The following is a 24,519-nucleotide window of genomic DNA, read 5'->3' on the forward strand; positions in this document are numbered from 1 at the left end:
CGGCCGCAACCGCGGCCGTCCGCCCGTGAGCCGGAAGCCTGCTGATGTCTGATACCCATCCGTCCGCCGAATCCACTGCACCGGAGGCCGGCGGCACTACCGTCGACCAGGCCGTTGCCCAGGGCGGTGCCTATGAAGTCCTGCGCCGCCGCCTGGCCGAGCAGGGCCAGCGCCTGCAGGGCCTGGCCGAAACGCTCAACCGCCAGCGCCTGGCCGAGTTCGGCGACAGCCGCCTGGAGGTAGTCGGGCGCTTCCGCATCCGCAGCGAAAACAACTGCGTCGGCCGTGACATCGTGCAGGTCGGGCCGGACCGCCTGCTGTTCGGCTACAACGTGTTCATCGGGCTGAAGACCCAGACCCGCATCGAGGACGTGTTCGGCCTGTACCGGCTGGTGCAGGGCAGCGACGGCTACGACGTGGCGGCGCTGGAGCTGAAGGGCAGCTTCCTCGACCAGCCCGGCTTCGTGCACGACTTCAACGAACTGTACGCCTACTACAAGCACGCGCGCCTGCTGCAGCTGATCGTGGTGGGCGACAAGCTGCTGGCGTCGTTCCAGATCGGTGAGCGCAGCAGCGACGTGCGCGTGTTCCGCTGGGCGCTGTCGCGCGATGGCGAACTGACCTATCTGGATGCGCGCGGTGAGCGCGATATCGCACTGCCGCCGCCGTTCGACTTCGAATGGACCCGGGCGACCCGCGACCTGGCGGTCAATGGCCGCCATTCGCACCTGAACATCCTCGATACCCTGTTCGTGGAGACCACCGGCGGCGACCTCACGATCAAGGTCGAGAACAACACCGAGACCGGGCAGGGCATCTACAGCGAACCGGTGGAGGACAGCACGCAGTCGCTGGACGACGCCCAGTTCGAGTTCGCCCGGGTCGGCTCGCTGGTGCTGCTGAAAGTGCTGCCGTACCGCGAGACGGAGTGGCGCGGGCTGATCTACAACACGCTGACCGGCGGCATCGTGCGCAACGATGCGATCGTGCAGGCCTGCGTGCAGCTGCCCGAAGACCACGGCGTGATCTTCCCGGGTGGCTATTACCTGCAGGGCGGCGAGCACAAGGCGTTCGACGCCTCGATGGCCGGCATGCAGTTCAAGCGCAGCATCCGTTCGCCCAACGGCGAGGACGTGCTGTACATCTTCTACGAGCGCGAAGGCGGGCGCTCGGCGCTGTTCGTCTACAACACCATCCAGCGCGTGCTGCAGAACCCGGTGTTCGGCCATGGCTACGCCTTGATGCAGGACGGGCGCATGGTGCTGTTCCATGCCGAAGGCAGCGAACCGACCCGCATCCATCCGATGCAGGTCTGGCAGACCCCGTTCAGCAGTGACGAGTTTGCTGCAAGCCGGCCACCCGGCAACACCTTCATGGGACGCATCGGCAACGCCGAACTGGTGCGGGGCATCTCCAACCTGTTCAACCTGGCGCGCGAGATCGATGGCCAGGACGTGTCGGTGCAGCGCTACCAGCGCCTGGTGGCCGACACCCGGCGCCTGTTCGATGCCCACCACTGGCTGGGCGACGCGGCCTGCGATGGCGCCGAGGCGCTGCTGCGGCAGATCAGCGCCACCGGCGAATCGGTGCTGGACGAGTACGAGAAGGTGCAGTCGATCCGCCAGCAGTCGGCGCAGGCGATGGTCGAGGCAGAGGCCGCGCACAAGGCGCTGCTGGGCCGGCTGCAGCCGCAGAACTGGAGCGAGGTGCAGGCCTTCGTCGAGGCCCTCAATGCGATCACCGCATTGCGCGGACGGCTGCTGACCATCCGCGAGCTGCGCTACATCGACACCGCGCGCATCGAGACGATGACGGCCGAGCTGGTGGAGGCGCAGGATCATGTCGGCGCCGCCACGGGTGACTTCCTCGCCGGCGATGCCGCGCTGGTGCCGCTGACCACGCGCCTGCAGGCGCTGGATGAGGCTGCGCAGCAGGCGCAGAGTGCCCGCCAGCTGGATGAGCAGCTGGAGGGGCTGCGCGGGATGGCGGCCGATCTGGATATGCTGTCTGAACTGATGGCCGGCCTGAAGGTGGACGATGCCACCGCCCGCACCCGCGTGGTCGAGTCCATTTCGGTGCTGTACGGCCGCCTCAACCAGGCCCGCGCGCGTGCCGATCAGCGCCGCAGGTCGCTCGGCTCAGCCGAGGCCGTGGCGCAGTTCGCCGCGCAGTTCGCGCTGTTCTCGCAGTCGATCACCAGCGCGCTGGCGCTGGCCACGGACCCGGAGCGTGCCGACGAGCAGTTGTCGCGCCTGCTGGTGCAGCTGGAGGAGCTGGAGAGCCAGTTCGGCGAACACGAGCAGTTCCTCGGCGACATCCTGAGCAAGCGCGAAGAGCTGGTTGAAGCCTTCGAAACGCACAAGCAGGCGCTGCTGGATGACCGCCAGCGCAAGGCACGTTCGGTGCTGGATGCGGCCAGCCGCATCCTCGATGGCCTGGCCAAGCGCACCGAGCGCTTCGCCACCGCCGATGAGCTCAATGCGTTCTTTGCCGGCGATCCGCTGATCCTCAAGCTGCGTGAGCTGGCCGAACGCCTGCGCGCGTTGCATGACAACGTCAAGGCCGACGACATCGAAGCGCGCCTGAAGGGCGTGCGTGACCAGGCGGTGCGCCAGCTGCGTGACCGCAGTGATCTGTACGAGGCGGGCGGCAACGTGGTGCGGCTGGGGCCGCGCCATCGCTTCAGCGTCAACACCCAGGCGCTGGACCTGACCCTGCTGCCGCGTGGTGACACGCTGGCGATCCATCTGACCGGCACCGACTTCCTGGAGACCCTGCACGATCCGGAGCTGGATGCGCTGAAGCCGTTCTGGCCGGTCACCCTGGACTCCGAATCACCTGCACTGTATCGCGGCGAGTATCTTGCCGGCAGCCTGTTGATGGCCGCGCAGGAGGGGAGCGACGGGCTTGACCTGGCCACGCTGCAGCACGACGTCGCCACGCCCGAAGCACTGGACCAGCGCGTGCGTGCGTTTGCCGCACCGCGCTACCGCGAAGGCTACGAGCGCGGCATCCATGACCATGATGCCGCGCTGATCCTGCGTGCGTTGCTGCCCTCGCAGCAGGCGGCCGGCAGCCTGCGGCATGCACCGCGGGTGCGTGCGCTGGCGGTGCTGTTCTGGGCTGCCGAGCAGCGGCGCGAAGCGGTGGCGCAATGGCCGGCCCGCCAGATGGGTGCTGAAGCGCTGGCACGCCTGCTGGGGTCCGACGAAGGGCGCCTGGCGTTGCGTGCGGAAATGGCCGAGGCACTGCTGGCGTATGCGCAATCCCACGCGTTGCCGTTCGATGCCGATGCCGCAGAGGCCGCGGCCGCTTATCTGGGCGAGGAACTGGCGGCCGGCGAACCGGTGTTCAGCAGCAGCCGCCATGCGGTGGCGCTGCTGGAGGCACTGGCTCGGCAGCTGGAACAGGCCGGGCAACGCGAGGCGGTCGAACGCGCCCTGCAGCGCAGCCAGGATCCGCTGGCCACGCGCTGGGCGCTGGCCGGTCAGTGGCTGCGGGCGCTGGCGCGGATGCCGGCGCATGCCCCGCATGCCGGCTACGTCGACGAGGCTGCAGCGCTGCTGCTGGTGCAGCGCCAGCTGCGTACCCGTGCCAGCGACGCCGCGCTGCAGGCGGAGGTCAGTGGCCTGCTGGGTGAACACGCACGCATCAGCAACGGCACGCTGGTGGTATCGCTGGATGATTTCCTGGCGCGCCTGAAGCAGCACCTGCGTCATTTCGTGCCAGCGTTCCATGCCTACCAGGCGCTGCGCCAGGGCATCATCGGCCGCGAGCGCGAGACCCTGCGGCTTTCCGAGTTCAAGGCGCGGCCGCTGTCCTCGTTCGTACGCAACAAGCTGATCAATGATGTCTACCTGGGCGTGATCGGTGACAACCTGGCCAAGCAGATGGGCACGGTCGGCGAGAACAAGCGCAGCGACCTGATGGGCCTGCTGATGATGATTTCGCCGCCCGGCTACGGCAAGACCACGCTGATGGAATACGTGGCGCACCGCCTGGGCCTGGTCTTCATGAAGATCAACGGCCCGGCGCTGGGTCACGAGGTGCGGTCGCTGGACCCGGCCCAGGCACCGGACGCGACCTCGCGGCAGGAGCTGGAGAAGCTCAACCTGGCGCTGGAAATGGGCAACAACACCATGCTGTATGTGGACGACATCCAGCACACCCATCCGGAGTTCCTGCAGAAGTTCATCTCGCTGTGCGATGGCACCCGCCGTATCGAAGGTGTGTGGCGCGGTCGCACCCGCACCTACGACATGCGCGGCAAGAAATTCTGCGTGGTGATGGCCGGCAACCCGTATACCGAGTCCGGCGAGGTGTTCAAGATTCCGGACATGCTGGCCAACCGTGCCGACATCTACAACCTGGGTGATGTGCTCGGTGGCATGGAGGCGGCCTTTACCCTCAGCTACATCGAGAACAGCCTGACTTCCAACCCGGTGCTGGCGCCGCTGGCTACGCGCGACATGGCTGACCTGTACACGCTGGTCGACCGGGCGATGGGCAAGGAGGTCTCGACCAACGGCCTCAGCCACGCCTACAGCAGCGCGGAGATCAACGAAATCACCGCCACCCTGCAGCGCATGCTGCGCGTGCGCGACGTGGTCTACCGCGTCAACCAGCAGTACATCGCCAGTGCCGCGCAGGACGATCGCTACCGCACCGAGCCGCCGTTCCGGCTGCAGGGTAGCTACCGCAACATGAACAAGCTGGCCGAGAAGATCTCGCCGGTGATGAACGAGGACGAGCTGCAGCAGTTGATCTCCGACCACTACCTGGGCGAGGCACAGCTGCTGACCACCGGCGCCGAAGAAAACCTGTTGAAGCTGGCCGAGCTGCGCGGCGTGCTGGACGACACGCAGGCGCAACGCTGGACGCAGATCAAGCGCGACTTCCTGCGCAACAAGGCCATGGGGGCCGACGACAGCGATGTCGGCGGGCGCGTGGTCGCGCAGCTGGCCGACATCGCCACCGCCCTGCAGCTTCCGCCGCCGGCGCCGGAAGCGATTGCCGTTGCCGACCCGGCACCGTGGCCGGCGTTGCTGGAGGCCCTGCATCGTCTTTCTGAAACACGTCCGGCCGCCGCGCCGGTGCCGGTCGCGGCAGCCGCCAGTGTGCCGACGACGGTCCTGGCCGACGACCTGCAGGCTGGCCTGGCACCGTTGGTGGAACTGTTGGCGGCATCGCAGGCGCAGCAGGCACAGGTGTCCCAGACCCTGGCCGCGTTCGCCGGCTGGGCGCGGCAGCAGGTCGAGCGTGGGGTGCCGAACAGTGCGGTGGCGCAGCGTGCGCGTGTGCGCCGTGCCACGACGCCGGAGGAGCGCGCGCTGGATGAGGCGCTGATGCGTCACTTCTACGGCGAGTCGTTGCCGCCGGACGACGGTGAGGAGATTCCAGCGACGACACCGAAGCCGCCGCCGCTGCCGTGACCATGCAGGCGCCACTGCCGCCACCGAGCTTGCCGGACACGGCCGATGTCGCCGCGCTGGCCGACTATGGTGCGCCGTTGCTGCAGGTGCTGGCGCGGCGCGAAACTCCGTTGCCGCCGGGCGCGGGCGCAGGGCTGGTGGCCGCACTGGCACGCATCGCGCTGGCCCTGCAGGCCGATAACCCGGCGCAGATCCGGCAGCAGGCGGGCTGGTGGGGCCGCCTGCTGGGGCGCGATGTCGATCGCGAGGCGGAAGGACGTGCGCTGCAGTCGCAGCTGGGCGTGCTGGCCCTGCAGGCGCGCGAGCAGGCCCAGCAGCTGCAGCAGCAGCTGCAGCTGCGGGCCATGGCCATCGCCGGACATTCAGCGGCGGCCGCAGCGCTGGACGCCTGGGTCGAGCTGGCAGCGGTGCGGCTGGCGTCGCTGGATACCGCCGGCCAGGCCGCGCTGTCGCAACGGCTCGATCACCTGCGCCGGCTGGCCACGCTGCGCCGTCTCGAGGCCGGCCAGTGGCAGCTCCTGCAGGACCAGGACAACGTGCTGCTGCAACGCTTCGCGCGCATCCATGACGTCCTGTTGCCAGCCTGGCGGCAGGCCGCCGCGGCGGGCCAGGCCGCGGCCGGCGCCACATTGGCGGCGAAGGCCGCCACGCTGCACGCACAGATCGATGACGAGGTCGCGGCGGCTCAGGCTAGACTGCCTTGAGCCGGCCGCCGCTGCCGCTTACCCAACTGCAAGGAGACTGCCCGATGACCCAGGACAGCCAGACCCCCGGTGCCCTCGTGCCCGGCACGACTACCGCCGTTCCGCTCGATGAAGGCGCATTGCAGGCGCTTGGCCTGGTCCGCGAGGATCTGCCGCGCATCGCCGAGATCCGTCTGGAGCTGGATGACCTGCGCCCGGGCAACCTGCAGGTCTTCGGTCGCGAAGCGGCCACGCGCACCGCGGCGTTTTCCAGCCAGTTGCTGGACCAGGTGCGCAATCGTGACCTCGATGCCAGCGGCGAGAAACTGGGCGAAGTGGTGCGCATCGCACGCAGCCTGAAGCTGGACGGCTTCGCGCAGCGGTCGAAGGTGCCGGTGATCGGTGGCCTGATCGACCGCCTGCGCGTATCCAAGGGCGAGCTGGTGCAGAAGTTCAGCGACACCAATGCGCAGATCGAGCAGCTGCTGGGTGATGTCGGTGTGCAGCAGGCGTTGATGGGCAAGCGCGTGGGCGAGTTCGACCGCATGCATGACATCGTCCGCGAAGAACGCCATGCGCTGGGCCTGTATGCTGCGGCCGGCAAGCAGCGCCTGGCCGAACTGCAGGCCGAGCAGCAGGCCGGGCAGGGCAGTGAGGATCCGCAGCAGCGCATCCGCCAGAGCGAAGTCGACAACGCGATCCGCCTCCTCGAAAAGCGCGTGTCCGACCTGCAGCTGATGCAGCATGCGGCCGACCAGTCGCTGCCGATGATCCGCCTGATCCAGGCCAACGCGCTGCAGCTGATCGAGAAGTTCAACACGGTGCGCGAGATCACCATCCCGTCGTGGAAGCGCCAGTTCGCCATCCAGCTTTCGCTGGGTGAGCAGAAGGCCGCGGTCGAGCTGTCCACCGCCATCGACGATGCCACCAACGAGCTGATGCGCCGCAACGCCGACCTGCTGCGCCAGGCCTCGGTGGATACCGCGCGCAGCAACCAGCGCGGCGTGATCGACGTGGCGACGCTGCGCCACGTGCACGACCAGTTGATCGCCACGGTCGAGGAAGTGCGCAGCATCCATCGCGAAGGAATGCAGCAGCGGCAGCAGGCCGAAGTCGAGCTGTCGCGCCTGCGCGAAGACCTGCAGCAGCGATTGGTCACCCCGACTGCCAGCTGAAAAAAAGGGGACGGAGGGGATTAAGTCGTTTGTGCCACTTGCGACTTAATCCCCTCCGTCCCCTTTTTGTTGTCAGCGCAGTTGCTGGCCCAGCCAGTCGGCCAGCGCATCCACGCGCCCATCTGCCGGTCCATCCGGTCGCGCCAGCACCCAGAAGCCACCGGTGGCGGCAAACCCCCACGGCGCGACCAGTCGCCCGGCGGCCAGGTCCTCGGCCACCAGGGGCTCGGGTGCGATCGCCGGGCCCAGCCCGGCCACCGCTGCCTCCAGCAGGTAGTACAGGTGCTCGAAGGCAGTACCCAGCTGCAGCTTCGAGGTGTCCAGATCGTGCGCTTGCGCCCACGCCGGCCATGCCTGCGGCCGTGAGCTGGTGTGCAGCAGCGTCTCCTGCAGCAGCGCCGAGGGCGGCACATGCCGCAGGCGCTGCGCGGCCGGATGCGAGGGGGCCACCACCACACCGACCCGTTCCGGCGCCAGCTCACGCACCTGCCAGCCCCGGGGCCACGGCCCCTGCGCCAGCAGCAGCACCGCGTCCAGTGCGGCCTGCGCCTCGGTGAAGCTGCCATCCAGCGCCGACCACTGCAGGCGTACGCCGGGCAGGGCAGCCTGCAGTGCGGGCAGGCGCGGAATCATCCAGCGCGCCAGCACGCTGCCGCTGCAGCCCAGCACCAGCGCCGGGGCCGCGGTCGGCCGGCGCAGTTCGCGCACGCAGTCTTCGATGCCGCTGAAGGCCTCGCTGCACGCTGCCTGCAGGCGCGTGCCCGCAGCGGTCAGCCGCAGGCCGCGACCGGCCCGCTGGAACAGCGCCAGGCCGAGGTGGTCTTCCAGCAGCTTCAGCTGGCGGCTGACCGCGCCGTGGGTCACGTGCAGGTCCTGCGCGGCGCGGCCAACCCCGCCCAGGCGGGCGGTGGCCTCGAACGCGCGCAGCGCATTGAGCGGTGGCAACAGCGAACGGCTCATGTGAGATTTCCTGACGGTATATGCCAGATAATATCCATTTTCCGGTCACGACCCGTGCGCTAGAGTATCCACCTGTCTCGAACCAGCGGTCGCTTCCATGTCTGCCTCCCCCATTGCCGACTACCACGCCTTCCCGGATGCCCAGGGCCATTTCGGCCGCTACGGTGGCAGCTTCGTTGCCGAAACCCTGGTCGGCCCGCTGCAGGAACTCGCCCAGGCCTATGACCAGGCCCGCCAGGATCCGGCCTTCCAGGCCGCCTACGACCGCGACCTGGCCCACTACGTGGGCCGGCCGAGCCCGATCTACCACGCCCAGCGGCTGAGCGACCATGTCGGCGGCGCGCAGATCCTGCTCAAGCGCGAAGACCTGAACCACACCGGCGCGCACAAGATCAACAACACCATCGGCCAGGCGCTGCTGGCGGCGCGGATGGGCAAGAAGCGCATCATCGCCGAGACCGGTGCCGGCCAGCACGGCGTGGCCAGCGCCACGGTTGCCGCGCGGCTGGGCCTGGAATGCGTGGTGTACATGGGCGCCACCGACATCGAGCGGCAGAAGATCAACGTCTACCGCATGAAGCTGCTCGGCGCGACGGTGGTGCCGGTCACCTCCGGTTCGGCCACCTTGAAGGACGCGCTCAACGAAGCGATGCGCGACTGGGTGACCAATGTGCAGGACACCTTCTACATCATCGGTACGGTCGCCGGTCCGGATCCCTACCCGCGCATGGTGCGCGACTTCAACGCCATCGTCGGCCGCGAGGCACGCGAGCAGATGCTGGCCGAGTACGGCCGCCTGCCCGATGCGATCACTGCCTGCGTCGGCGGCGGCAGCAATGCCATCGGCCTGTTCCATGCCTTCCTCAACGACCGCCAGGTCGAGATCGTCGGCGCCGAGGCCGCAGGTGATGGCATCAGCACCGGTCGCCATGCTGCATCGATCGCCGCCGGTCGCCCGGGCGTGCTGCATGGCAACCGCACCTATGTACTGTGCGACGACGACGGCCAGATCATTGAGACCCATTCGGTGTCGGCCGGCCTGGACTATCCGGGCGTCGGCCCCGAACACGCATTCCTGGCCGATACCGGCCGCGCGCGCTACCTCGGCATCACCGATGACGAAGCACTGCAGGCCTTCCACCTGCTGGCGCATACCGAGGGCATCCTGCCGGCGCTGGAGTCCAGCCATGCGCTGGCGCAGGCGATCAAGCTGGCGCGTGAGCGTCCGCGTGACCAGATCGTGCTGTGCAATCTGTCCGGCCGTGGCGACAAGGATGTGCATACCATCGCCGCGCGCGAAGGGCTGGTGCTGTGAGCGCGCTGCTGCGCAACAGTGGCGTGCTGCTGCTGGCGCTGGGGTTGGCCGCGTGCCAGCCGCCGGAGCCGCCGCTGCTGGCACCGGCCGCCAAGGCCACCACGCAGCCGGCACAGCAGGCGGCCGCGAATGATGACCTCGACCCGATGGCACGTGCGCCGATCGTCGATCCGCCGTCCACGGAAGATATGGACAGCGATGGCGCGCCCGCGGTGGTCTCGGTGGCGCTGGACCATGCCGGCGAGGTGCTGATCGGCCAGCACATGAGCGATCTGAAGGCACTCGGGCCGTGGACCGCGCAAGGGGCGGTCGAAGCCATCGGCGGCAGTTGCGAGTACTACGACGGCAAGGGGCTGCCGCCCGGCGTGTCGATGATGACCGATGAAGATCGCGTCGTCCGTTTCGATCTCGGCCTGGATCCGGACAGCGGGGCGCCGACCCAGCAGCCCGGTCCGTTCGGCCTGCGTGTCGGCATGACCCGCGCCCAGGCCATGGCCCAGTTCCCGAAGCCGCCGGTATCCAGCCCGCATGCCTACGATGGTGACCAGGGCGAGTACCTCACCTGGCAGGACCCGGGTTCGGACCTGGGTATCCGCGTGGAACTGTTTGAAGGGCGGGTCACCCAGATGTACTGGGGAACCAGCGATGCGATTGAACTGATTGAAGGATGTGCCTGAAATGTCCGTATCCCGACTCGATGCCTGTTTCCAGCGTCTGCGCGAACAGCAGCGCAAGGCGCTGATCCCCTTCGTCACGGCCGGTGATCCCTCGCTGGAGGCCACCGTGCCGGTCATGCACGCACTGGTCGACGCCGGCGCCGACGTGATTGAACTGGGCGTGCCGTTCTCCGACCCGATGGCCGATGGCCCGACCATCCAGCGCAGCTCCGAGCGCGCGCTGGCGCGCGGCGCCGGCAGCCGCTACGTCCTGCAGGCCGTGGCGCAGTTCCGCGAGCGCGATGCGCAGACCCCCGTGGTGCTGATGGGCTACCTGAACCCGGTGGAGATCCACGGTTACGCGGCCTTCGCCAAGGCCGCCGTCGACGCCGGCGTGGACGGCGTGCTGCTGGTCGACCTGCCGCCGGAAGAAGCGGGCGACGCCCAGCAGGCGTTCGACGCAGCCGGCCTTGCGCTGGTACTGCTGGCGTCGCCGACCACCAGCGAGGCGCGAGCCGACAAGCTGCTGGCGCTGGCCCGTGGCTATCTCTACTACGTCAGCTTTGCCGGTGTCACCGGCGCGTCCGAGCGCCTGGACAGCGATGCCGCCAGTGCCCGCCTGCAGGCGTTGCGCGCGCGTGCGTCGGTGCCGGTGGTGGCGGGCTTCGGCATCAAGGATGCCGCCAGTGCCGCGGCCATGGCCCGGCAGGCCGACGGCGTGGTGGTGGGCAGCGCGCTGGTGGCGGCGCTGGCCGAAGCGGGCTCGGCGGAAGAGGCCGCGCAGCACGCCCGGACCTTCCTCGCCCCGCTGCGGCAGGCGCTGGACGCGTAACGGTAGTGCCGGCCGCTGGCCGGCATCCTCCTGAGGGCTCGCGTGCAAGGGCTGCCGGCCAGCGGCCGGCACTACCCATCGGTCTGCACGCAAGGGCTGCCGGCCAGCGGCGGGCACCGCCCCAGCACCTAAACGTACGTCCCAGCATGGTTTTTTCCGGCTGCCCCGTGGCTGGCAAGGGGGTGCACGGGCGGGGAAAGCGGAGCTAGACTGTCCGCCTTTGCGGCCCCCGGGCCGCCCTGAACGGAAGTGTCCTCCCGCATGAGTTGGCTCAGCAAGTTGATGCCGTCCGGCATCCGCACCGACAACACCCCCAGCAAGAAGCGCAGTGTCCCCGAGGGCCTGTGGGAAAAGTGCAGCAACTGCGGCAGCGCGTTGTACCGTCCGGAACTGGAAGAGAACCTGGAAGTCTGCCCGAAGTGCGGCCATCACATGGCGATCCGTGCGCGTGCGCGCCTGGCCGCCCTGTTCGATGCCGACAGCACCACCGAGATCGGTGCGCGCCTGGGGCCGACCGACCTGCTCAAGTTCAAGGACCAGAAGAAGTACAGCGAGCGCATCAAGATCGCGCAGAAGAACACCGGCGAGTACGACGCGCTGATCGCCATGCGCGGCCTGCTCAAGGGCCGTGCGCTGGTGGCATCGTCGTTCGACTTCGCCTTCATGGGCGGCTCGATGGGCTCGGTGGTCGGCGAGCGTTTCGCACTGGCCGCGGAAACCGCGGTCGAGATCGGTGCGCCCTACGTGTGCTTCTCGCAGAGCGGTGGCGCCCGCATGCAGGAAGGCCTGTTCTCGCTGATGCAGATGGCCAAGACCTCGGCCGCGCTGGGCAAGCTGCGTGAAGCCGGCCTGCCGTACATCTCGGTGCTGACCCATCCGACCACCGGCGGCGTGTCGGCCTCCTTCGCGATGCTGGGTGACATCAACATCGCCGAGCCGCAGGCGCTGATCGGCTTCGCCGGCCCGCGCGTGATCGAGCAGACCGTGCGCGAGAAGCTGCCGGAAGGCTTCCAGCGCTCGGAATTCCTGCTGGAGCACGGCGCCATCGACCAGATCTGCGACCGTCGCGAAATGCGCGACCGCCTGTCCGATCTGCTGGCAATGCTGGGCCGTCAGCCGGCGCCGGAGGTGGCTTGATGGGAGGCCGCAAGTACTTCGGTACTGATGGCATCCGTGGACGGGTCGGCCAGGGCGTGATCTCGGCCGACTTCGTGCTGCGCCTGGGCAACGCCCTGGGCCGTGTCCTGGTCGACCAGCGCGGCCAGGACGGGCGCCGGCCGATCGTGGTGATCGGCAAGGACACCCGCATCTCCGGTTACATGTTCGAAGCGGCACTGGAAGCCGGCCTGGTCGCCGCCGGTGCCGACGTGCAGCTGCTGGGGCCGATGCCGACCCCGGCGGTGGCGTTCCTGACCCGTACGCTTGGCGTGGACGCTGGCATCGTCATCAGCGCCTCGCACAACCCGCACTACGACAACGGCATCAAGTTCTTCTCCGCCCAGGGCGAGAAGCTCGACGATGCCACCGAGCTGGCCCTGGAAGCGGCGCTGGACATCCCGTTCACCACCGCCGAATCGGAAAAGCTGGGCAAGGCGTCGCGTGCGCGCGAAGCGGTCGGCCGCTACATCGAGTTCTGCAAGGCCAGCGTGCCGCGCGCGTTCGACCTGCGTGGCGTGCGCCTGGTGCTGGACTGCGCGCACGGCGCCACCTACCAGATCGCGCCGCTGCTGTTCCGTGAACTGGGCGCCGAGGTGATCGGCATTGGTGCCGAGCCCAACGGCGTCAACATCAACGCCGGCGTGGGTTCCACCCACATCGACAACCTGGCGGCCAAGGTCCGCGAAACCCGCGCCGATCTCGGCATCGCCTTCGATGGGGATGGCGACCGCGTGCTGATGGCCGACGACCAGGGCAACCCGGTCGACGGCGATGACCTGCTGTATATCCTGGCCCGTGCATGGAAAGCCGAAGGCCGCCTGCGCGGCCCGGTGGTCGGCACGCTGATGAGCAACTACGGCGTCGAGAAGGCATTTGCCGACCTGCAGATTCCGTTCGTGCGCAGCAATGTCGGCGATCGCTACGTGCACCAGGCGCTGATGGAAGGCGGCGGCGTGCTCGGCGGTGAAGCCTCCGGCCACCTGCTGTGCCTGGATCGGGCCACCACCGGCGACGGCATCGTCAGCGCGCTGCAGGTGCTGGTGGCATTGCGCAACAGCGGGCAGACCCTGCGCCAGGCGCTGGAAGGACTGGTGCGGGTGCCGCAGAAGACGGTCAACGTGCGGCTGGGCAATGTCTCGGCCAAGGCCACGGTGCAGGCCGGCAGCGTGCAGGCCGCGCTGGCTGTCGCGCAGCAGTCGGTGGCCGGCCGTGGCCGTGCGTTCCTGCGCCCGTCCGGTACCGAGCCGGTGGTGCGGGTCACGGTCGAGGCCGATGATGCGACGCTGATGCAGGACACGCTGGATCGACTGTCCGCGGCGGTACGTGAAGCCGCCGCCTGAGGCCGCTGCACATCCGCCCAACGAAAACGCCCCGGAATGCCGGGGCGTTTTCGTTGAAGGGGCAGGGCGGTGGGTTGCCTACGGCCCCGGCACCATCTTCTTCTGGCGTGCCTTGAAGCCATTGAACAGCGGTGCGATCAGCGGGTTGTAGCTCTGTGCGATGCGTTTTCGCAGCCAGCTGGCCGGGCGGTTGCGGATCGCGAAACGATAGATGCGCTCCGGGTCGCCGCCCACCACATTGCGTCCGAACGGGTGGGTGGTATGCAGGTAGCGGAAGCCGTGCTCGCGCGCCACCTCGATGTGGTCCTGGTCGAAATCGCCGTAGGGCCAGCACAGTGTATCGGACACCTCGCCAAGCTTGTCCTGCAGGACGTTGCGCGAGACTGCCAGGTCGTGGCTCAGGCCGGCACGGCGCTGTGCGCGGTCCAGGTCGTCGCGGCGCAGCCAGCGGGTGTGGGTATGGGTGTGGCAATGCACTTCGAAGGTGCCGGCGGCGATGGCCGCGCGCGCTTCGCTCCAGCGCATCATCACGTCGTCGCTGCGGTTCTGCTCGTAGATCGCCGCTTCGCAGCCGCGATGGTCCGGCGTGGCAGGCAACGTTGCCCCGGCAAGCCCGGCGTGGGGCCGCTCCGGGCCTTCGCCCATCCAGCCGGTGACCACGAACACCACCGCGTGCATGCCGTACTTCTGCAGGATCGGGTGCGCATACACCCAGTTGTCCAGGTAGCCATCGTCGAAGGTGATCACGATCGACTTGCGCGGCACCGGCTTGCCGGCCAGGAAGCCGGCGTACTGGTCCAGTGTCAGCGACGTCCAGCCGTTGCCGGCCAGCCACGCGATCTGGCTTTCGAAATTCTCCGGTGACACGGTGATCATGCCCGGCGACGGACTGACGTGGTGGTGCATCAGCACCGGTACGGTTCGGGCATCAGCCATGTCCCAGCTCCTTCAGCCACTGGTGGTAATAGTGTTCGGTGGTCTCACCGTGGCCGTCGGGAGTGAACCGGTGCGCGCTGCGCATCCAGTCCCACCCGGCGCGGCCCATCTGCCGCCGCCGTTCCGGATCGTCCACCAGCAGGCGCAGGGCGCCTGTCAGGGCTGCATTGTCGCCCAGCCGGGTGAGGATCGCATTGCTGCCATCCACCACCATCTCCGGCACGCCACCCACCCGCGTGGCCACGATCGGCACCCCGACATAGGCGGCCTCCAGGAAGACGGTACCGGCCGCTTCCTTGTGCGATGCCAGCGCGAAGATGTCGAAGCCAGCCATCAGCCGGCATGCGCCATCGCGATAGCCGAGCAGATGGACCTGCTGCTGCAGCCCGTGCTCGTCGCGCAGCGCCTGCAGCCGGTCCATGACCGGCTGGCCATCGCCGACCACCACCAGGTGCAGGTTCGGGTGCGTCTTGCACAGCGGCACCATCGCCTGCAGCAGGTCGGCATGACCCTTGGGTTCGCGCAGCACCGCCACGCAACCGACCACGATGTCCTGTTCGCCGAAGCCGAGTTCGGCGCGCACGTCCGCGCGTACCTCCTGCAGGCATTGCCAGGGGTCGTCCTTGCGGATTTCGCTCCAGCGCGGCGGGACCGCGATGGGCGGCACGATACCGATGTGTTCGGCCGGAATGCCGCGCGCGGCCAGCAACTGCTTGACGAAGCTGCTGACGGTCAGCACCCGGTGCGGCAGGCCGGTATAGGTCAGCAGCGAGTTGACCGGGCTCATCAGGTGGCGCGAGCGCACCACCAGCGGCGTGCCGCCCAGGCGTGCACCGGCGGCGGCGATCAGTGCGTCACGGCGGCTGGTGGTGTTGACCACGTCATAGCGTTCGCGGCGCACCAGGCGCGAGACCGACCAGATGCCGCGCAGCAGGCGCAGCAGGCCACCCATGCGCAGGGTATGCACGGTGAAACCATCATCGCGTGCCAGCTGGGCCAGTCGCGCTTCGGGCTGGCACAGCAGCGCCACCTCGTGGCCACGCGCGCGCATCACCTGCATGTGGCGGAAGATGTAGATCTCCTGCCCGCCCATTCCCTTGGCGGCTTCAGTGTGCAGGATGCGCAGCGGACGGTTCATGCAGGATCGATCCTTGAGGGTCAGCGGTTGCGGAAGCGGGTCAGCGCTTCCCATGCAGTGCGTACGGCGGCCGCATCGGGCGCCTGCTGTGGCAGCGGCCGGTAGCGCAGGTCCAGGGCGGTGGCGTTGCCGAACTTGTCGAACACATAGATGGCATCGCCATGGCGCACCGCGCGCTGCGACCAGCTTTCGACCACCAGCGCACGCGTGCCCTGCGGCTCGGCCAGCAGGTCCTGGCCGGTGCTGTAATCGGCCGGTGCGTTCTCGCAACCCAGTGCGTGGCGCATCAGTGTCGGCACCCAGTCTTCGTGCGAGCTGGTGCGTGCGTCGTGGCCAGCGGCCTTGCCCGGCCAATGCAGCACGAACGGGACCTGCAGCTGATAGTCGGAGAAGTTGCCGTTGTGGCCCCAGTAGTTCAGCTTGAGGTCGTTGAACTCTTCGGCATGGTCACCGGTGACCAGCACGATGGTGTCCTCGGCCAGGCCCTGTGCGCGCAGGTCGTCCAGCAGCGAGCCGATCAGGCTGTCGGCATAGTGCACGGCGGTGCGGTAGCGGTTGAGTTCCGGCGTCGGGTCATGCTCCGGGCCGAATTTGAGGAAATCGATATCGGCGGCCATCGGTGTGGCCACCGCCGGATAGCCCTCGGGCATGTGGTAGGGCGCATGGGTGGAGTCGAGGAACACGAAGCCGAACCACGGGCGCTGCGCGGCCTGGCTGGCGCGGATGTCCTGCTGCAGCGCACTGATGATCGCGCGGTCGCGGCCGTCTGACTTCAGCGCTGCCGGCCCCTGGTGCAGCTGGTCGCGGACATCGGCGAACACCGTGCGATCGAACTCCGGGCTGTACAACGGCGCACTGCCGTACAGGTGCAGGTCGTAGCCCTGCTGGCCCAGCACCTGGAACAGCTGCGAGCCACGCTGCTCGTCAAGCATGCTCGGCCAATAGCCGCCGGGCAGGCCGTAGAACAGTCCGAACAGGCCGTAGCGGGTGGCATTGCCGGTGCTGAAATGGTGGTCGAAGACGCGCGCATCCTGCGCCAGCGTCGACGTGTTGGGCATCAGCTGCGGTGTCAGCACATCGTGGCGCAGCGACTCCAGTACCACCATCAGTACGTTGGGACGATGTGGGCTCTGGCAGCGCAGCGGATGCAGCGGGTACAGCAGCTGCGCATGGCGCGGGTCGGGCAGGCCGGCGTGCTGTTGGCTGACCACGCCCAGGCGCCGCATGAAGCTCTTGGCCGTGATCGGCTGCGCCCACGGCAGGTAGTTCCACTGCGCGATCACATCACGGTCGCCGCGGGCGTCGTAGTAGGCCGTGGCGACCTGGCCGCCGGCCATCAGCAGCGCGACCACCGCCCAGGCCTGCAGCACCCGTCGACGGCGCGGCGCGGCCGGCAGCAGTTTCCAGCACGCCCAGGCCAGCAGGCCCTCGGCGGTGAAGACCGCGGCAACCAGCAGGCCGACCTGCAGCCAGGTCTTCCAGGACAGGGCAACCTGGTCCTGCAGGGCGCCGCCGAACACCATGTTCACGACCATGGCATTGAGGTGGAAGCGGTACAGGGTGAAGACCTTGGCGTCGACCAGCAGCAGGCACAGCCACAGGCCCTGCAGCACGGCCGCGCTGATGCTCAGCGTACGCGCGCTGCGTGGCCACAGGCCCAGCAGCAGCGGCAGCAGGCCGGCCAGCACACCGAACGCGAGCAGGTGGCCGGGCAGGGCGACCGCCAGATAGGCCAGGCCGGCGCCGCCGCCCGGATTGTCACGCAGCGGTACATTGCCCAGCGCAATCGCCGCGGCCAGTACCGCATTGCCGGCGATGAACAGCGACCACCAGGCCAGCCGCCGCCAGCGCCGGGCGGAACCTTCAATGGCAGGGGCGGCAGGGGCAGCTGCGGGCATGGTGGGACAGGTTCAGGGGGTGCAGGAGAGGGGCGGGGCCAACGTGACGGAAGCGTTGCTCCGCGCGCGGGTCGCGCATTGTATCGGTTTGTTTCCGTGTATCGAGTGGCGTCCCCCGGGCGATCTGTCACAATGTTCAGGCGGGCCATGAATGCGTTGGCCCCCTCAGACCCAACGACAAGCCAGGAACCGCTGTGAGCCAGATCCCCACCCTCGACATCACCCGTTTCGACAGCGACCGCGAGGCCTTCGTGGCCGAGCTGGGCGCGGCCTACCGCCAATGGGGATTCGCGGGCATCCGTAACCACGGCATCCCGCAGGCCGACATCGACGCGGCCTACGATGCCTTCAAGGCTTTCTTCGCCCTGCCGGAAGAGGTCAAGCGCAAGTACCACGTGGCCGGCAGCGGCGGCGCCCGCGGCTACACCCCGTTCGGCGTGGAAACCGCCAAGGGCTCCAAGCATTTCGACCTGAAGGAGTTCTGGCACATCGGCCGCGAGATCGCCGACGATTCCAAGTACCGGGACGTGATGGCGCCGAACCTGTGGCCGGCCGAGGTCGAAGGTTTCCGTGAGCGCGGTTACGGCCTGTATCAGGCGCTGGACAACCTGGGGTCGCGCGTGTTGTCCGCGTTGGCCCTGCACATTGGCCTGCCGGAAGACTTCTTCGCCGACAAGACCAACTTCGGCAACTCGATCCTGCGCCCGATCCACTACCCGCCGATCACCACTGACGACATCCCGAACGTGCGTGCCGGTGCCCATGGCGACATCAACTTCATCACCCTGCTGGTCGGCGCCAGTGCCGCAGGCCTGGAAGTGCAGTCGCATGACGGCGAGTGGGTGCCATTTACGTCAGATGCGGACACGATCGTGGTCAACATCGGCGACATGCTGCAGCGCCTGACCAACCACGTGTATCCGTCGACCATCCACCGCGTGGTCAACCCCCCGGGTGACCTGGCGCGCCAGCCGCGCTACTCGGTGCCGTTCTTCCTGCACCCGAACCCGGACTTCCTGATCGACGTGCTGCCCTCGTGCATCACCCCGGAGAACCCGAGCCGGTATCCGGAGGCGATCACCGCCCACGGCTTCCTCGAGGAACGCCTGCGCGAGATCAAGCTGAAGTAAGGAAAAGTGAGGCCGCCGAAAGGCGGCCTTTTTCTTTGCAGGGTTGCACCCTGCACCCGCGGTAGTGCCGGCCGCTGGCCGGCAAGTCCAAAGCCAAAGCGGCTCTGGGGTGTTCCGTGGGGAGGCGGGGAGGTGTCGGATGGCGGGGACGCCGTAAACCCATCCCTGGGGGCTTGGCCGCGGCATCCATGCCGCGGACACCCCGCCATCCGACACCTCCCCGCCTTCGACAGTTTCCCGGTGACGGTTGGTGGGTGTCGACCTTGCTCGACACGGTAGATCCACGCCATGCGTGGATGAGATCTCTCGGATCGAAGTGGGGTAGGGGGTTGGTCCAGCCAGCATCAACCCGGAATGCAGCTTTTGTCTTTGCTCTTGCTCTTCTTTTTTCTTCCCGTGGCGGGCGGAACCGCCGGACTGTGTCAGAGGCCGGGCGGGTGGGGCTGCGCAGGGGCGTGAGCCGCATGGGCCCGAGGCATGCCTCGGGCGGGTTGGGCAGGACGCCCAATCCCGGTCTTGCCGTGTGCGCAGGACAGCGCACACGAGCAAGCGGCGATCGAGCTTACATGGACGTACTTGCAGCGCCCCCTGCGCAGTCCCACCCGCCCGGCCAAGCCCCAGATCGAGCCGGGCTCTCCGCGACCAACCAAACCCCGCCCCCCCTCCGCCACGAGGGGCTGCGCCGTTGGCTGAAAATCCATGTAACCGCTTACAATGAAACGGATTTTGCCGCAACGGGTATCATGACCGGCTGACTTCACACAGGAGCCACCCGCTCATGCGCCGCAAGATCGTCGCCGGAAACTGGAAGCTGCATGGCAGCCGTCAATTCGCCAATGAACTGCTGGGGCAGGTGGCTGCCGGGCTGCCGCTGGAGGGGGTGGACGTGGTGATCCTGCCGCCGCTGCCGTACCTGGGCGAGCTGGTCGAGGACTTCGGCGAGACCAGCCTGGCCTTCGGCGCGCAGGACGTGAGCAGCAACGAGAAGGGCGCCTATACCGGCGAGGTCTGCGCGGCCATGCTGGTCGAGGTCGGGGCCCGCTATGGCCTGGTCGGCCATTCCGAGCGCCGCCAGTATCACCATGAAAGCAGCGAGCTGGTCGCGCGCAAGTTCGCCGCCGCCCAGCATGCCGGCCTGGTACCGGTGCTGTGCGTGGGCGAGACCCTGGAGCAGCGCGAGGCCGGGCAGACCGAAGCGGTCATCGCCAGCCAGCTGGCGCCGGTGCTTGAACTGGTCGGCGCGGCCGGCTTTGCCCAGGCCGTGGTCGCCTACGAGCCGGTCTGGGCCATCGGTACCGGCCGTACCGCTACAAAGGAGCAGGCACAGCAGGTGCACGCGTTCATCCGTGGCGAAGTTGCGCGCTTCGATGCTAGAATTGCTGATTCACTGCCCATTGTTTACGGCGGTAGCGTGAAGCCCGACAATGCCGGGGAACTGTTCGCGCAGCCGGATGTCGATGGTGGGCTGGTCGGCGGCGCCTCCCTGGTGGCCGCGGACTTCCTGGCCATCGCACGGGCGGCGGCCGCGAACTAATCCTAGAAGTATTGTCCGAGGGCGGTTTCCAATGCTGATGTTGATCCTCAATGTCGTCTACGTGCTGGTCGCTGTGGCCATGATCGCGCTGATCCTGATGCAGCGTGGCTCGGGTGCGGCGGCGGGTTCGGGCTTTGGCGCCGGCGCCTCGGGTACGGTGTTCGGTGCGCGTGGCGCCTCGAACTTCCTGTCCAAGTCGACCAAGTGGCTGGCCGTCGTGTTCTTCGGCATCAGTCTCTTCATGGCCTGGTATGCCGGTCACGGCACCCGTCCGGCGGCCGACCAGGACCTGGGCCTGATGTCCGCCCCGGCGGCCAGCGCGCCGGCGGCTCCGGCGGGCGAACTGCCGGCCGTTCCGAAGGCGGATCCGGTCCCGGCCGCCCCGGTTCCGGCGGCGAATGTGCCGGCTCAGGCGGAATCTTCGGTTTCTGGTGAAGAAAAGCCTTCGGAAGGCTCCCAGAAACACTGAAGCCGGTTACAATACGCGGCGCATCGGGAAGATAGTCTGATGTGATCGTTTGCCCAGGTGGCGGAATTGGTAGACGCACTACCTTGAGGTGGTAGCGACGCAAGTCGTAGGGGTTCGAGTCCCCTCTTGGGCACCATTTGTAAGTAAAGCGGGTTCGTCTGGCGCGCAAGGCGCCAGGCAGGTTCCCGTCCACTCCCCCATGCCAAAGCGCCTGCAGGCGCGGCGGCAGAGGCAAGAGAGAATCGCTGTGCTGGCCGAATATTTGCCTTCTCTGCTGTTTCTGATCGTTGCCACCGGTATCGGCATTACGCTGATGCTGGTTGGTCGATTCCTCGGTCCCCGCCGCCCCGATCTGGAAAAGCTGTCGCCGTACGAGTGCGGCTTCGAGGCCTTCGAAGACGCGCGCATGAAGTTCGACGTGCGCTACTACCTGATCGCGATCCAGTTCATCGTCTTCGACCTGGAAATCATCTTCATCGTGCCGTGGACCCAGGTCTTCATGGAGCTGGGCGCCCGTTCGCTCATCACCATGGGCCTGTTCGTCGGCATGCTGTTCCTCGGTTTCATTTACGTCTGGAAGAAGGGAGCGCTGGAATGGGAGTGATTCAGACTCTCGATGGCCTCATGAACAACCCGTCGCCGGAAGGCCGGGTTGATGACATCCTGCGGCCGGAAGGCGACAACCCGCTGCTGGAAAAGGGCTTCGTCACCACCAGCGTCGACGCACTGCTGAACTGGGCGCGCACCGGCTCGATGTGGCCGATGACCTTCGGCCTGGCCTGCTGCGCGGTCGAGATGATGCACGCCGGCGCCGCGCGCCTGGACCTTGACCGTTACGGCGTGGTGTTCCGCCCGTCGCCGCGTCAGTCCGACGTGATGATCGTGGCCGGTACCCTGGTCAACAAGATGGCCCCGGCGCTGCGCAAGGTCTACGACCAGATGCCGGACCCGAAGTGGGTCATCTCGATGGGTAGCTGCGCCAACGGCGGTGGCTATTACCACTACTCCTATTCTGTCGTGCGCGGCTGTGATCGCGTGGTGCCGGTGGACGTCTACGTCCCGGGCTGCCCGCCGACCGCCGAGGCGCTGGTGTACGGGATCCTGCAGCTGCAGAAGAAGATCTGGCGTACACAGACCATCGCCCGCTGACCCCTTCACCTGACAAGAGCGCGCCAAGCCCCCATGGCAGAGCAAGCATCCTTCATCGACCGACTCTCCGCACGTTTCGCTGGTGCGAAGGTCATCGTGGTCGAACCCCGCGGCGAAGTGACGCTGGAAGTGCCTGCCGCCGAGTGGCACGCCACCGCCCTGGCGCTGCGTGACGAGTTTGGTTTCGAGCAGGCCGTGGATCTGTGCGGCGTCGACTACCTCGGTTATGGCTCCGACGAATGGGACACCGCCGACGTGTCCTCGCAGGGCTTCAGCCGTGGCGTCGAAGGCAAGGCCCAGGGCCGCTTCGCGTGGGGCGAGTTCCCCACCGAGGAAAACGGTGCCGACGGTGCCCGCCCGCAGCACATGCCGACCCAGCGTTTCGCCGTGGTCGCCCAGCTGCGCTCGTACCAGCACAACCTGATGATGCACCTGCGCTGCTTCGCCCCTGACGAAGCGCTGCCGGTGGTGTCCTCGCTGACCAGCGTGTGGCCGGGCCTGAACTGGTTCGAGCGCGAAGCGTTCGACCTGTACGGCGTGATCTTCGAAGGCCACCCGGACCTGCGCCGGATCCTGACCGACTACGGTTTCGTCGGCCATCCGTTCCGCAAGGACTTCCCGCTGATCGGCAATGTCGAAGTCCGCTACGACGAAGAAAAGAAGCGCGTGATCTACGAACCGGTCACCTCGGTGGAGCCGCGTGTCGGCGTGCCGCGCGTGATCCGTGACGACGCCCGTCTGCAGACCGCAGCCGGTGAGCGCGCGCAGGAGGCAGTGAAGTGAGCCACGTACACCAGGCCGGCGAAGCGTTCGCCAGCAACGCCGCCGAAAGCCGGCAGGAAATCCGCAACTACACCATGAACTTCGGCCCGCAGCATCCGGCCGCTCACGGTGTGCTGCGCCTGATCCTGGAAATGGACGGCGAAACCATCATGCGTGCCGACCCGCACGTGGGTCTGCTGCACCGTGGCACCGAGAAGCTGGCCGAGTCCAAGCCGTTCAACCAGTCGATCGGCTACATGGATCGCCTCGACTACGTGTCGATGATGTGCAACGAGCACGCCTACGTGCGCGCGATCGAGACCCTGATGGGCATCGAGGCGCCGGAGCGTGCGCAGTACATCCGCACCATGTACGACGAGATCACCCGCATCCTCAACCACCTGATGTGGCTGGGCTCCAACGCGCTCGACCTGGGTGCGATGGCCGTGATGCTGTATGCCTTCCGTGAGCGCGAAGAGCTGATGGACTGCTATGAAGCGGTCTCCGGCGCGCGCATGCACGCGGCGTACTACCGCCCGGGCGGTGTCTACCGCGACCTGCCGGACCACATGCCGAAGTACAAGGAATCGCGCTGGCACAAGGGCAAGGCGCTGAAGCAGCTCAATGCTTCGCGCGAAGGCTCGCTGCTGGACTTCCTGGAGAACTTCACCGTCGAGTTCCCCAAGCGCGTCGACGAATACGAAACCCTGCTGACCGACAACCGCATCTGGAAGCAGCGTACCGTCGGCATCGGCGTGGTCACTCCGGAACTGGCGCACCAGTGGGGCATGACCGGCGTGATGCTGCGTGGCTCGGGCGTGGCCTGGGACCTGCGCAAGAAGCGCCCGTACGCCAAGTACGATGCTGTCGATTTCGACATCCCGCTGGGCAAGGAAGGCGACTGCTACGACCGCTATCTGGTCCGCGTCGCCGAAATGCGCGAATCCAACCGCATCATCAAGCAGTGCGTGGCGTGGCTGAAGGCCAACCCCGGCCCGGTCATGGTCAAGAACTTCAAGGTCGCTCCGCCCAAGCGCGAGGACATGAAGGACGACATGGAAGCGCTGATCCACCACTTCAAGCTGTTCAGCGAAGGCTATTGCGTACCGGCGGGTGAAACCTATGCGGCCGTGGAAGCGCCCAAGGGCGAATTCGGCTGCTACCTGGTCTCCGATGGCGCCAACAAGCCCTTCCGCGTGCACCTGCGCGCACCGGGCTTCGCCCACCTGTCCTCGATCGATTCGATCGTGCGCGGCCACATGCTGGCCGACGTGGTGGCGATGATCGGTACCTATGACCTGGTGTTCGGCGAGGTTGACCGGTAATGCCGTCCGCCACGCCAACGCCCGCTGCAGGCAGCCGGCGCAAGCCGGCGCCGCAGTTTCTGGAATTTCACGTTATGCATTTCGCTGAGGTCGGCCGATGAAGGCGACAGGTAATTTCGAGGCGGCGCGCGACGTCGACCCGATGGTGGTGCTGAGCGACAAGACCCGCGCTCACATCGATCACTGGCTGTCCAAGTTCCCGCCGGACCGCAAGCGCTCTGCCGTGCTGCAGGGCCTGCATGCGGCCCAGGAGCAGAACCAGGGCTGGCTGACCGACGAGCTGATCGCCGCCGTCGCCAAGTACCTCGACCTGCCGCCGGTGTGGGCCTACGAGGTCGCCAGCTTCTACTCGATGTTCGAGACCGAGAAGGTGGGCCGCAACAACGTGGCCATCTGCACCAACATCAGCTGCTGGCTCAATGGCGCCGAGGACATCGTCCGCCATTGCGAGAAGAAGCTGGGCATCAAGCACGGTGAATCGACCCCGGACGGCCGCGTCTACCTCAAGCGCGAGGAAGAGTGCCTGGCAGGTTGTGGCGGCGCGCCGATGATGGTCATCAACGGTCACTACCATGAGCGTCTGACCCTGGAAAAGGTCGACGAGCTGCTGGACGGGCTGGAGTAAGG

The 24,519-nt window shown here is 67.4% G+C and carries 20 protein-coding genes and 1 tRNA gene; 17 read left to right on the forward strand and 4 right to left on the reverse strand.

The genetic code is table 11. From position 1 onward, the window contains the following. Positions 1–44: 44 nt before the first annotated feature. From AC5P8F_RS06340 to AC5P8F_RS06350, 3 genes are read left to right on the forward strand one after another with little or no spacing between them, the layout of a single operon-like run. The gene (locus AC5P8F_RS06340) at positions 45–5,432 is read left to right on the forward strand and encodes a DNA repair ATPase (protein ID WP_495227752.1); all 5,388 of its coding nucleotides are present in this window, start codon (positions 45–47) and stop codon (positions 5,430–5,432) included. Positions 5,433–5,434: 2 nt separating this feature from the next. Further along, positions 5,435–6,136: a hypothetical protein gene (locus AC5P8F_RS06345; protein ID WP_329768462.1), complete on the forward strand. Its 702-nt coding sequence runs from the start codon at positions 5,435–5,437 to the stop codon at positions 6,134–6,136. 44 nt (positions 6,137–6,180) lie between these two features. Continuing rightward, positions 6,181–7,290 (forward strand): toxic anion resistance protein, encoded by a 1,110-nt coding sequence (locus tag AC5P8F_RS06350; protein WP_197605860.1) that lies wholly within the window; start codon positions 6,181–6,183, stop codon positions 7,288–7,290. A gap of 72 nt (positions 7,291–7,362) precedes the next feature. Here the strand turns inward: AC5P8F_RS06350 and AC5P8F_RS06355 are convergent, their stop codons facing one another. Next, positions 7,363–8,250 (reverse strand): LysR family transcriptional regulator, encoded by an 888-nt coding sequence (locus AC5P8F_RS06355; protein ID WP_032957497.1) that lies wholly within the window; start codon positions 8,248–8,250, stop codon positions 7,363–7,365. Positions 8,251–8,347: 97 nt separating this feature from the next. Between AC5P8F_RS06355 and trpB the strand changes: the two genes are divergently transcribed. From trpB to glmM, 5 genes are all read left to right on the forward strand, one after another. Beyond that, on the forward strand, positions 8,348–9,565 hold the full coding sequence (gene trpB, locus AC5P8F_RS06360; RefSeq protein WP_032957499.1) for a tryptophan synthase subunit beta: 1,218 nt from the start codon (positions 8,348–8,350) through the stop codon (positions 9,563–9,565). After that, complete coding sequence (locus AC5P8F_RS06365) at positions 9,562–10,242, forward strand: hypothetical protein (RefSeq protein ID WP_014647879.1); 681 nt, start codon at positions 9,562–9,564, stop codon at positions 10,240–10,242. The genes trpB and AC5P8F_RS06365 overlap by 4 nt, the downstream gene beginning before the upstream one ends. 1 nt (position 10,243) lies before the next feature. After that, a complete protein-coding gene (gene trpA, locus AC5P8F_RS06370) occupies positions 10,244–11,053 on the forward strand; it encodes a tryptophan synthase subunit alpha (RefSeq protein ID WP_046431828.1) in 810 nt (269 codons plus the stop codon). Between the two features lie 261 nt (positions 11,054–11,314). Further along, positions 11,315–12,190: an acetyl-CoA carboxylase, carboxyltransferase subunit beta gene (accD, locus tag AC5P8F_RS06375; protein WP_005410473.1), complete on the forward strand. Its 876-nt coding sequence runs from the start codon at positions 11,315–11,317 to the stop codon at positions 12,188–12,190. Then, complete coding sequence (gene glmM, locus AC5P8F_RS06380; RefSeq protein WP_014647877.1) at positions 12,190–13,551, forward strand: phosphoglucosamine mutase; 1,362 nt, start codon at positions 12,190–12,192, stop codon at positions 13,549–13,551. The genes accD and glmM overlap by 1 nt, the downstream gene beginning before the upstream one ends. 78 nt (positions 13,552–13,629) lie before the next feature. Here glmM and AC5P8F_RS06385 read toward each other — a convergent pair whose 3' ends face one another. Genes AC5P8F_RS06385 through AC5P8F_RS06395 form a run of 3 tightly spaced genes read right to left on the reverse strand, consistent with a single transcriptional unit; the run spans position 13,630 to position 17,523 of the window. Next, positions 13,630–14,487, reverse strand: a complete 858-nt coding sequence (locus AC5P8F_RS06385) for a polysaccharide deacetylase family protein (protein WP_014647876.1) — start codon at positions 14,485–14,487, stop codon at positions 13,630–13,632. Continuing rightward, positions 14,480–15,625, reverse strand: coding sequence for a glycosyltransferase family 4 protein (locus AC5P8F_RS06390; RefSeq protein ID WP_014647875.1), 1,146 nt, complete (start codon positions 15,623–15,625; stop codon positions 14,480–14,482). The genes AC5P8F_RS06385 and AC5P8F_RS06390 overlap by 8 nt, the downstream gene beginning before the upstream one ends. 20 nt (positions 15,626–15,645) lie before the next feature. Continuing rightward, positions 15,646–17,523 (reverse strand): DUF3413 domain-containing protein, encoded by a 1,878-nt coding sequence (locus tag AC5P8F_RS06395; RefSeq protein WP_134809125.1) that lies wholly within the window; start codon positions 17,521–17,523, stop codon positions 15,646–15,648. 194 nt (positions 17,524–17,717) lie between these two features. Here AC5P8F_RS06395 and AC5P8F_RS06400 point away from each other — a divergent pair, with 194 nt between their 5' ends. The 9 genes from AC5P8F_RS06400 (at position 17,718) to nuoE (ending at position 24,517) form a co-directional block, all read left to right on the forward strand. After that, positions 17,718–18,653, forward strand: a complete 936-nt coding sequence (locus AC5P8F_RS06400) for an isopenicillin N synthase family dioxygenase (protein ID WP_032956201.1) — start codon at positions 17,718–17,720, stop codon at positions 18,651–18,653. Positions 18,654–19,431: 778 nt separating this feature from the next. Then, positions 19,432–20,187, forward strand: coding sequence for a triose-phosphate isomerase (gene tpiA / locus AC5P8F_RS06405; RefSeq protein ID WP_134809124.1), 756 nt, complete (start codon positions 19,432–19,434; stop codon positions 20,185–20,187). 31 nt (positions 20,188–20,218) lie between these two features. Next, positions 20,219–20,656 (forward strand): preprotein translocase subunit SecG, encoded by a 438-nt coding sequence (secG, locus tag AC5P8F_RS06410; protein ID WP_014647871.1) that lies wholly within the window; start codon positions 20,219–20,221, stop codon positions 20,654–20,656. Between the two features lie 51 nt (positions 20,657–20,707). Further along, positions 20,708–20,792: transfer RNA gene (locus tag AC5P8F_RS06415), tRNA-Leu, on the forward strand. Between the two features lie 111 nt (positions 20,793–20,903). Next, positions 20,904–21,260, forward strand: coding sequence for an NADH-quinone oxidoreductase subunit A (locus AC5P8F_RS06420; protein ID WP_008265012.1), 357 nt, complete (start codon positions 20,904–20,906; stop codon positions 21,258–21,260). Further along, the gene (locus AC5P8F_RS06425) at positions 21,251–21,805 is read left to right on the forward strand and encodes a NuoB/complex I 20 kDa subunit family protein (RefSeq protein ID WP_005417936.1); all 555 of its coding nucleotides are present in this window, start codon (positions 21,251–21,253) and stop codon (positions 21,803–21,805) included. The genes AC5P8F_RS06420 and AC5P8F_RS06425 overlap by 10 nt, the downstream gene beginning before the upstream one ends. Positions 21,806–21,838: 33 nt before the next feature. After that, the gene (locus tag AC5P8F_RS06430; protein ID WP_014647869.1) at positions 21,839–22,588 is read left to right on the forward strand and encodes an NADH-quinone oxidoreductase subunit C; all 750 of its coding nucleotides are present in this window, start codon (positions 21,839–21,841) and stop codon (positions 22,586–22,588) included. Continuing rightward, a complete protein-coding gene (locus AC5P8F_RS06435; RefSeq protein WP_014647868.1) occupies positions 22,585–23,892 on the forward strand; it encodes an NADH-quinone oxidoreductase subunit D in 1,308 nt (435 codons plus the stop codon). The genes AC5P8F_RS06430 and AC5P8F_RS06435 overlap by 4 nt, the downstream gene beginning before the upstream one ends. 97 nt (positions 23,893–23,989) lie before the next feature. Next, complete coding sequence (gene nuoE / locus AC5P8F_RS06440) at positions 23,990–24,517, forward strand: NADH-quinone oxidoreductase subunit NuoE (protein WP_014647867.1); 528 nt, start codon at positions 23,990–23,992, stop codon at positions 24,515–24,517. Positions 24,518–24,519: the final 2 nt, after the last annotated feature.

The organism is Stenotrophomonas sp. YJH_SMC_69 (assembly GCF_059370495.1).

What these genes read in the sequence shown, in the direction of transcription:
- AC5P8F_RS06340 (WP_495227752.1), top strand. Translation starts at nt 45, where the DNA reads ATGTCTGATACCCATCCGTCCGCCGAATCCACTGCACCGGAGGCCGGC.
- AC5P8F_RS06345 (WP_329768462.1), top strand. Translation starts at nt 5,435, where the DNA reads ATGCAGGCGCCACTGCCGCCACCGAGCTTGCCGGACACGGCCGATGTC.
- AC5P8F_RS06350 (WP_197605860.1), top strand. Translation starts at nt 6,181, where the DNA reads ATGACCCAGGACAGCCAGACCCCCGGTGCCCTCGTGCCCGGCACGACT.
- AC5P8F_RS06355 (WP_032957497.1), bottom strand. Translation starts at nt 8,250, where the DNA reads ATGAGCCGTTCGCTGTTGCCACCGCTCAATGCGCTGCGCGCGTTCGAG.
- trpB (WP_032957499.1), top strand. Translation starts at nt 8,348, where the DNA reads ATGTCTGCCTCCCCCATTGCCGACTACCACGCCTTCCCGGATGCCCAG.
- trpA (WP_046431828.1), top strand. Translation starts at nt 10,244, where the DNA reads ATGTCCGTATCCCGACTCGATGCCTGTTTCCAGCGTCTGCGCGAACAG.
- accD (WP_005410473.1), top strand. Translation starts at nt 11,315, where the DNA reads ATGAGTTGGCTCAGCAAGTTGATGCCGTCCGGCATCCGCACCGACAAC.
- glmM (WP_014647877.1), top strand. Translation starts at nt 12,190, where the DNA reads ATGGGAGGCCGCAAGTACTTCGGTACTGATGGCATCCGTGGACGGGTC.
- AC5P8F_RS06385 (WP_014647876.1), bottom strand. Translation starts at nt 14,487, where the DNA reads ATGGCTGATGCCCGAACCGTACCGGTGCTGATGCACCACCACGTCAGT.
- AC5P8F_RS06390 (WP_014647875.1), bottom strand. Translation starts at nt 15,625, where the DNA reads ATGAACCGTCCGCTGCGCATCCTGCACACTGAAGCCGCCAAGGGAATG.
- AC5P8F_RS06395 (WP_134809125.1), bottom strand. Translation starts at nt 17,523, where the DNA reads ATGCCCGCAGCTGCCCCTGCCGCCCCTGCCATTGAAGGTTCCGCCCGG.
- tpiA (WP_134809124.1), top strand. Translation starts at nt 19,432, where the DNA reads ATGCGCCGCAAGATCGTCGCCGGAAACTGGAAGCTGCATGGCAGCCGT.
- secG (WP_014647871.1), top strand. Translation starts at nt 20,219, where the DNA reads ATGCTGATGTTGATCCTCAATGTCGTCTACGTGCTGGTCGCTGTGGCC.
- AC5P8F_RS06425 (WP_005417936.1), top strand. Translation starts at nt 21,251, where the DNA reads ATGGGAGTGATTCAGACTCTCGATGGCCTCATGAACAACCCGTCGCCG.
- AC5P8F_RS06430 (WP_014647869.1), top strand. Translation starts at nt 21,839, where the DNA reads ATGGCAGAGCAAGCATCCTTCATCGACCGACTCTCCGCACGTTTCGCT.
- nuoE (WP_014647867.1), top strand. Translation starts at nt 23,990, where the DNA reads ATGAAGGCGACAGGTAATTTCGAGGCGGCGCGCGACGTCGACCCGATG.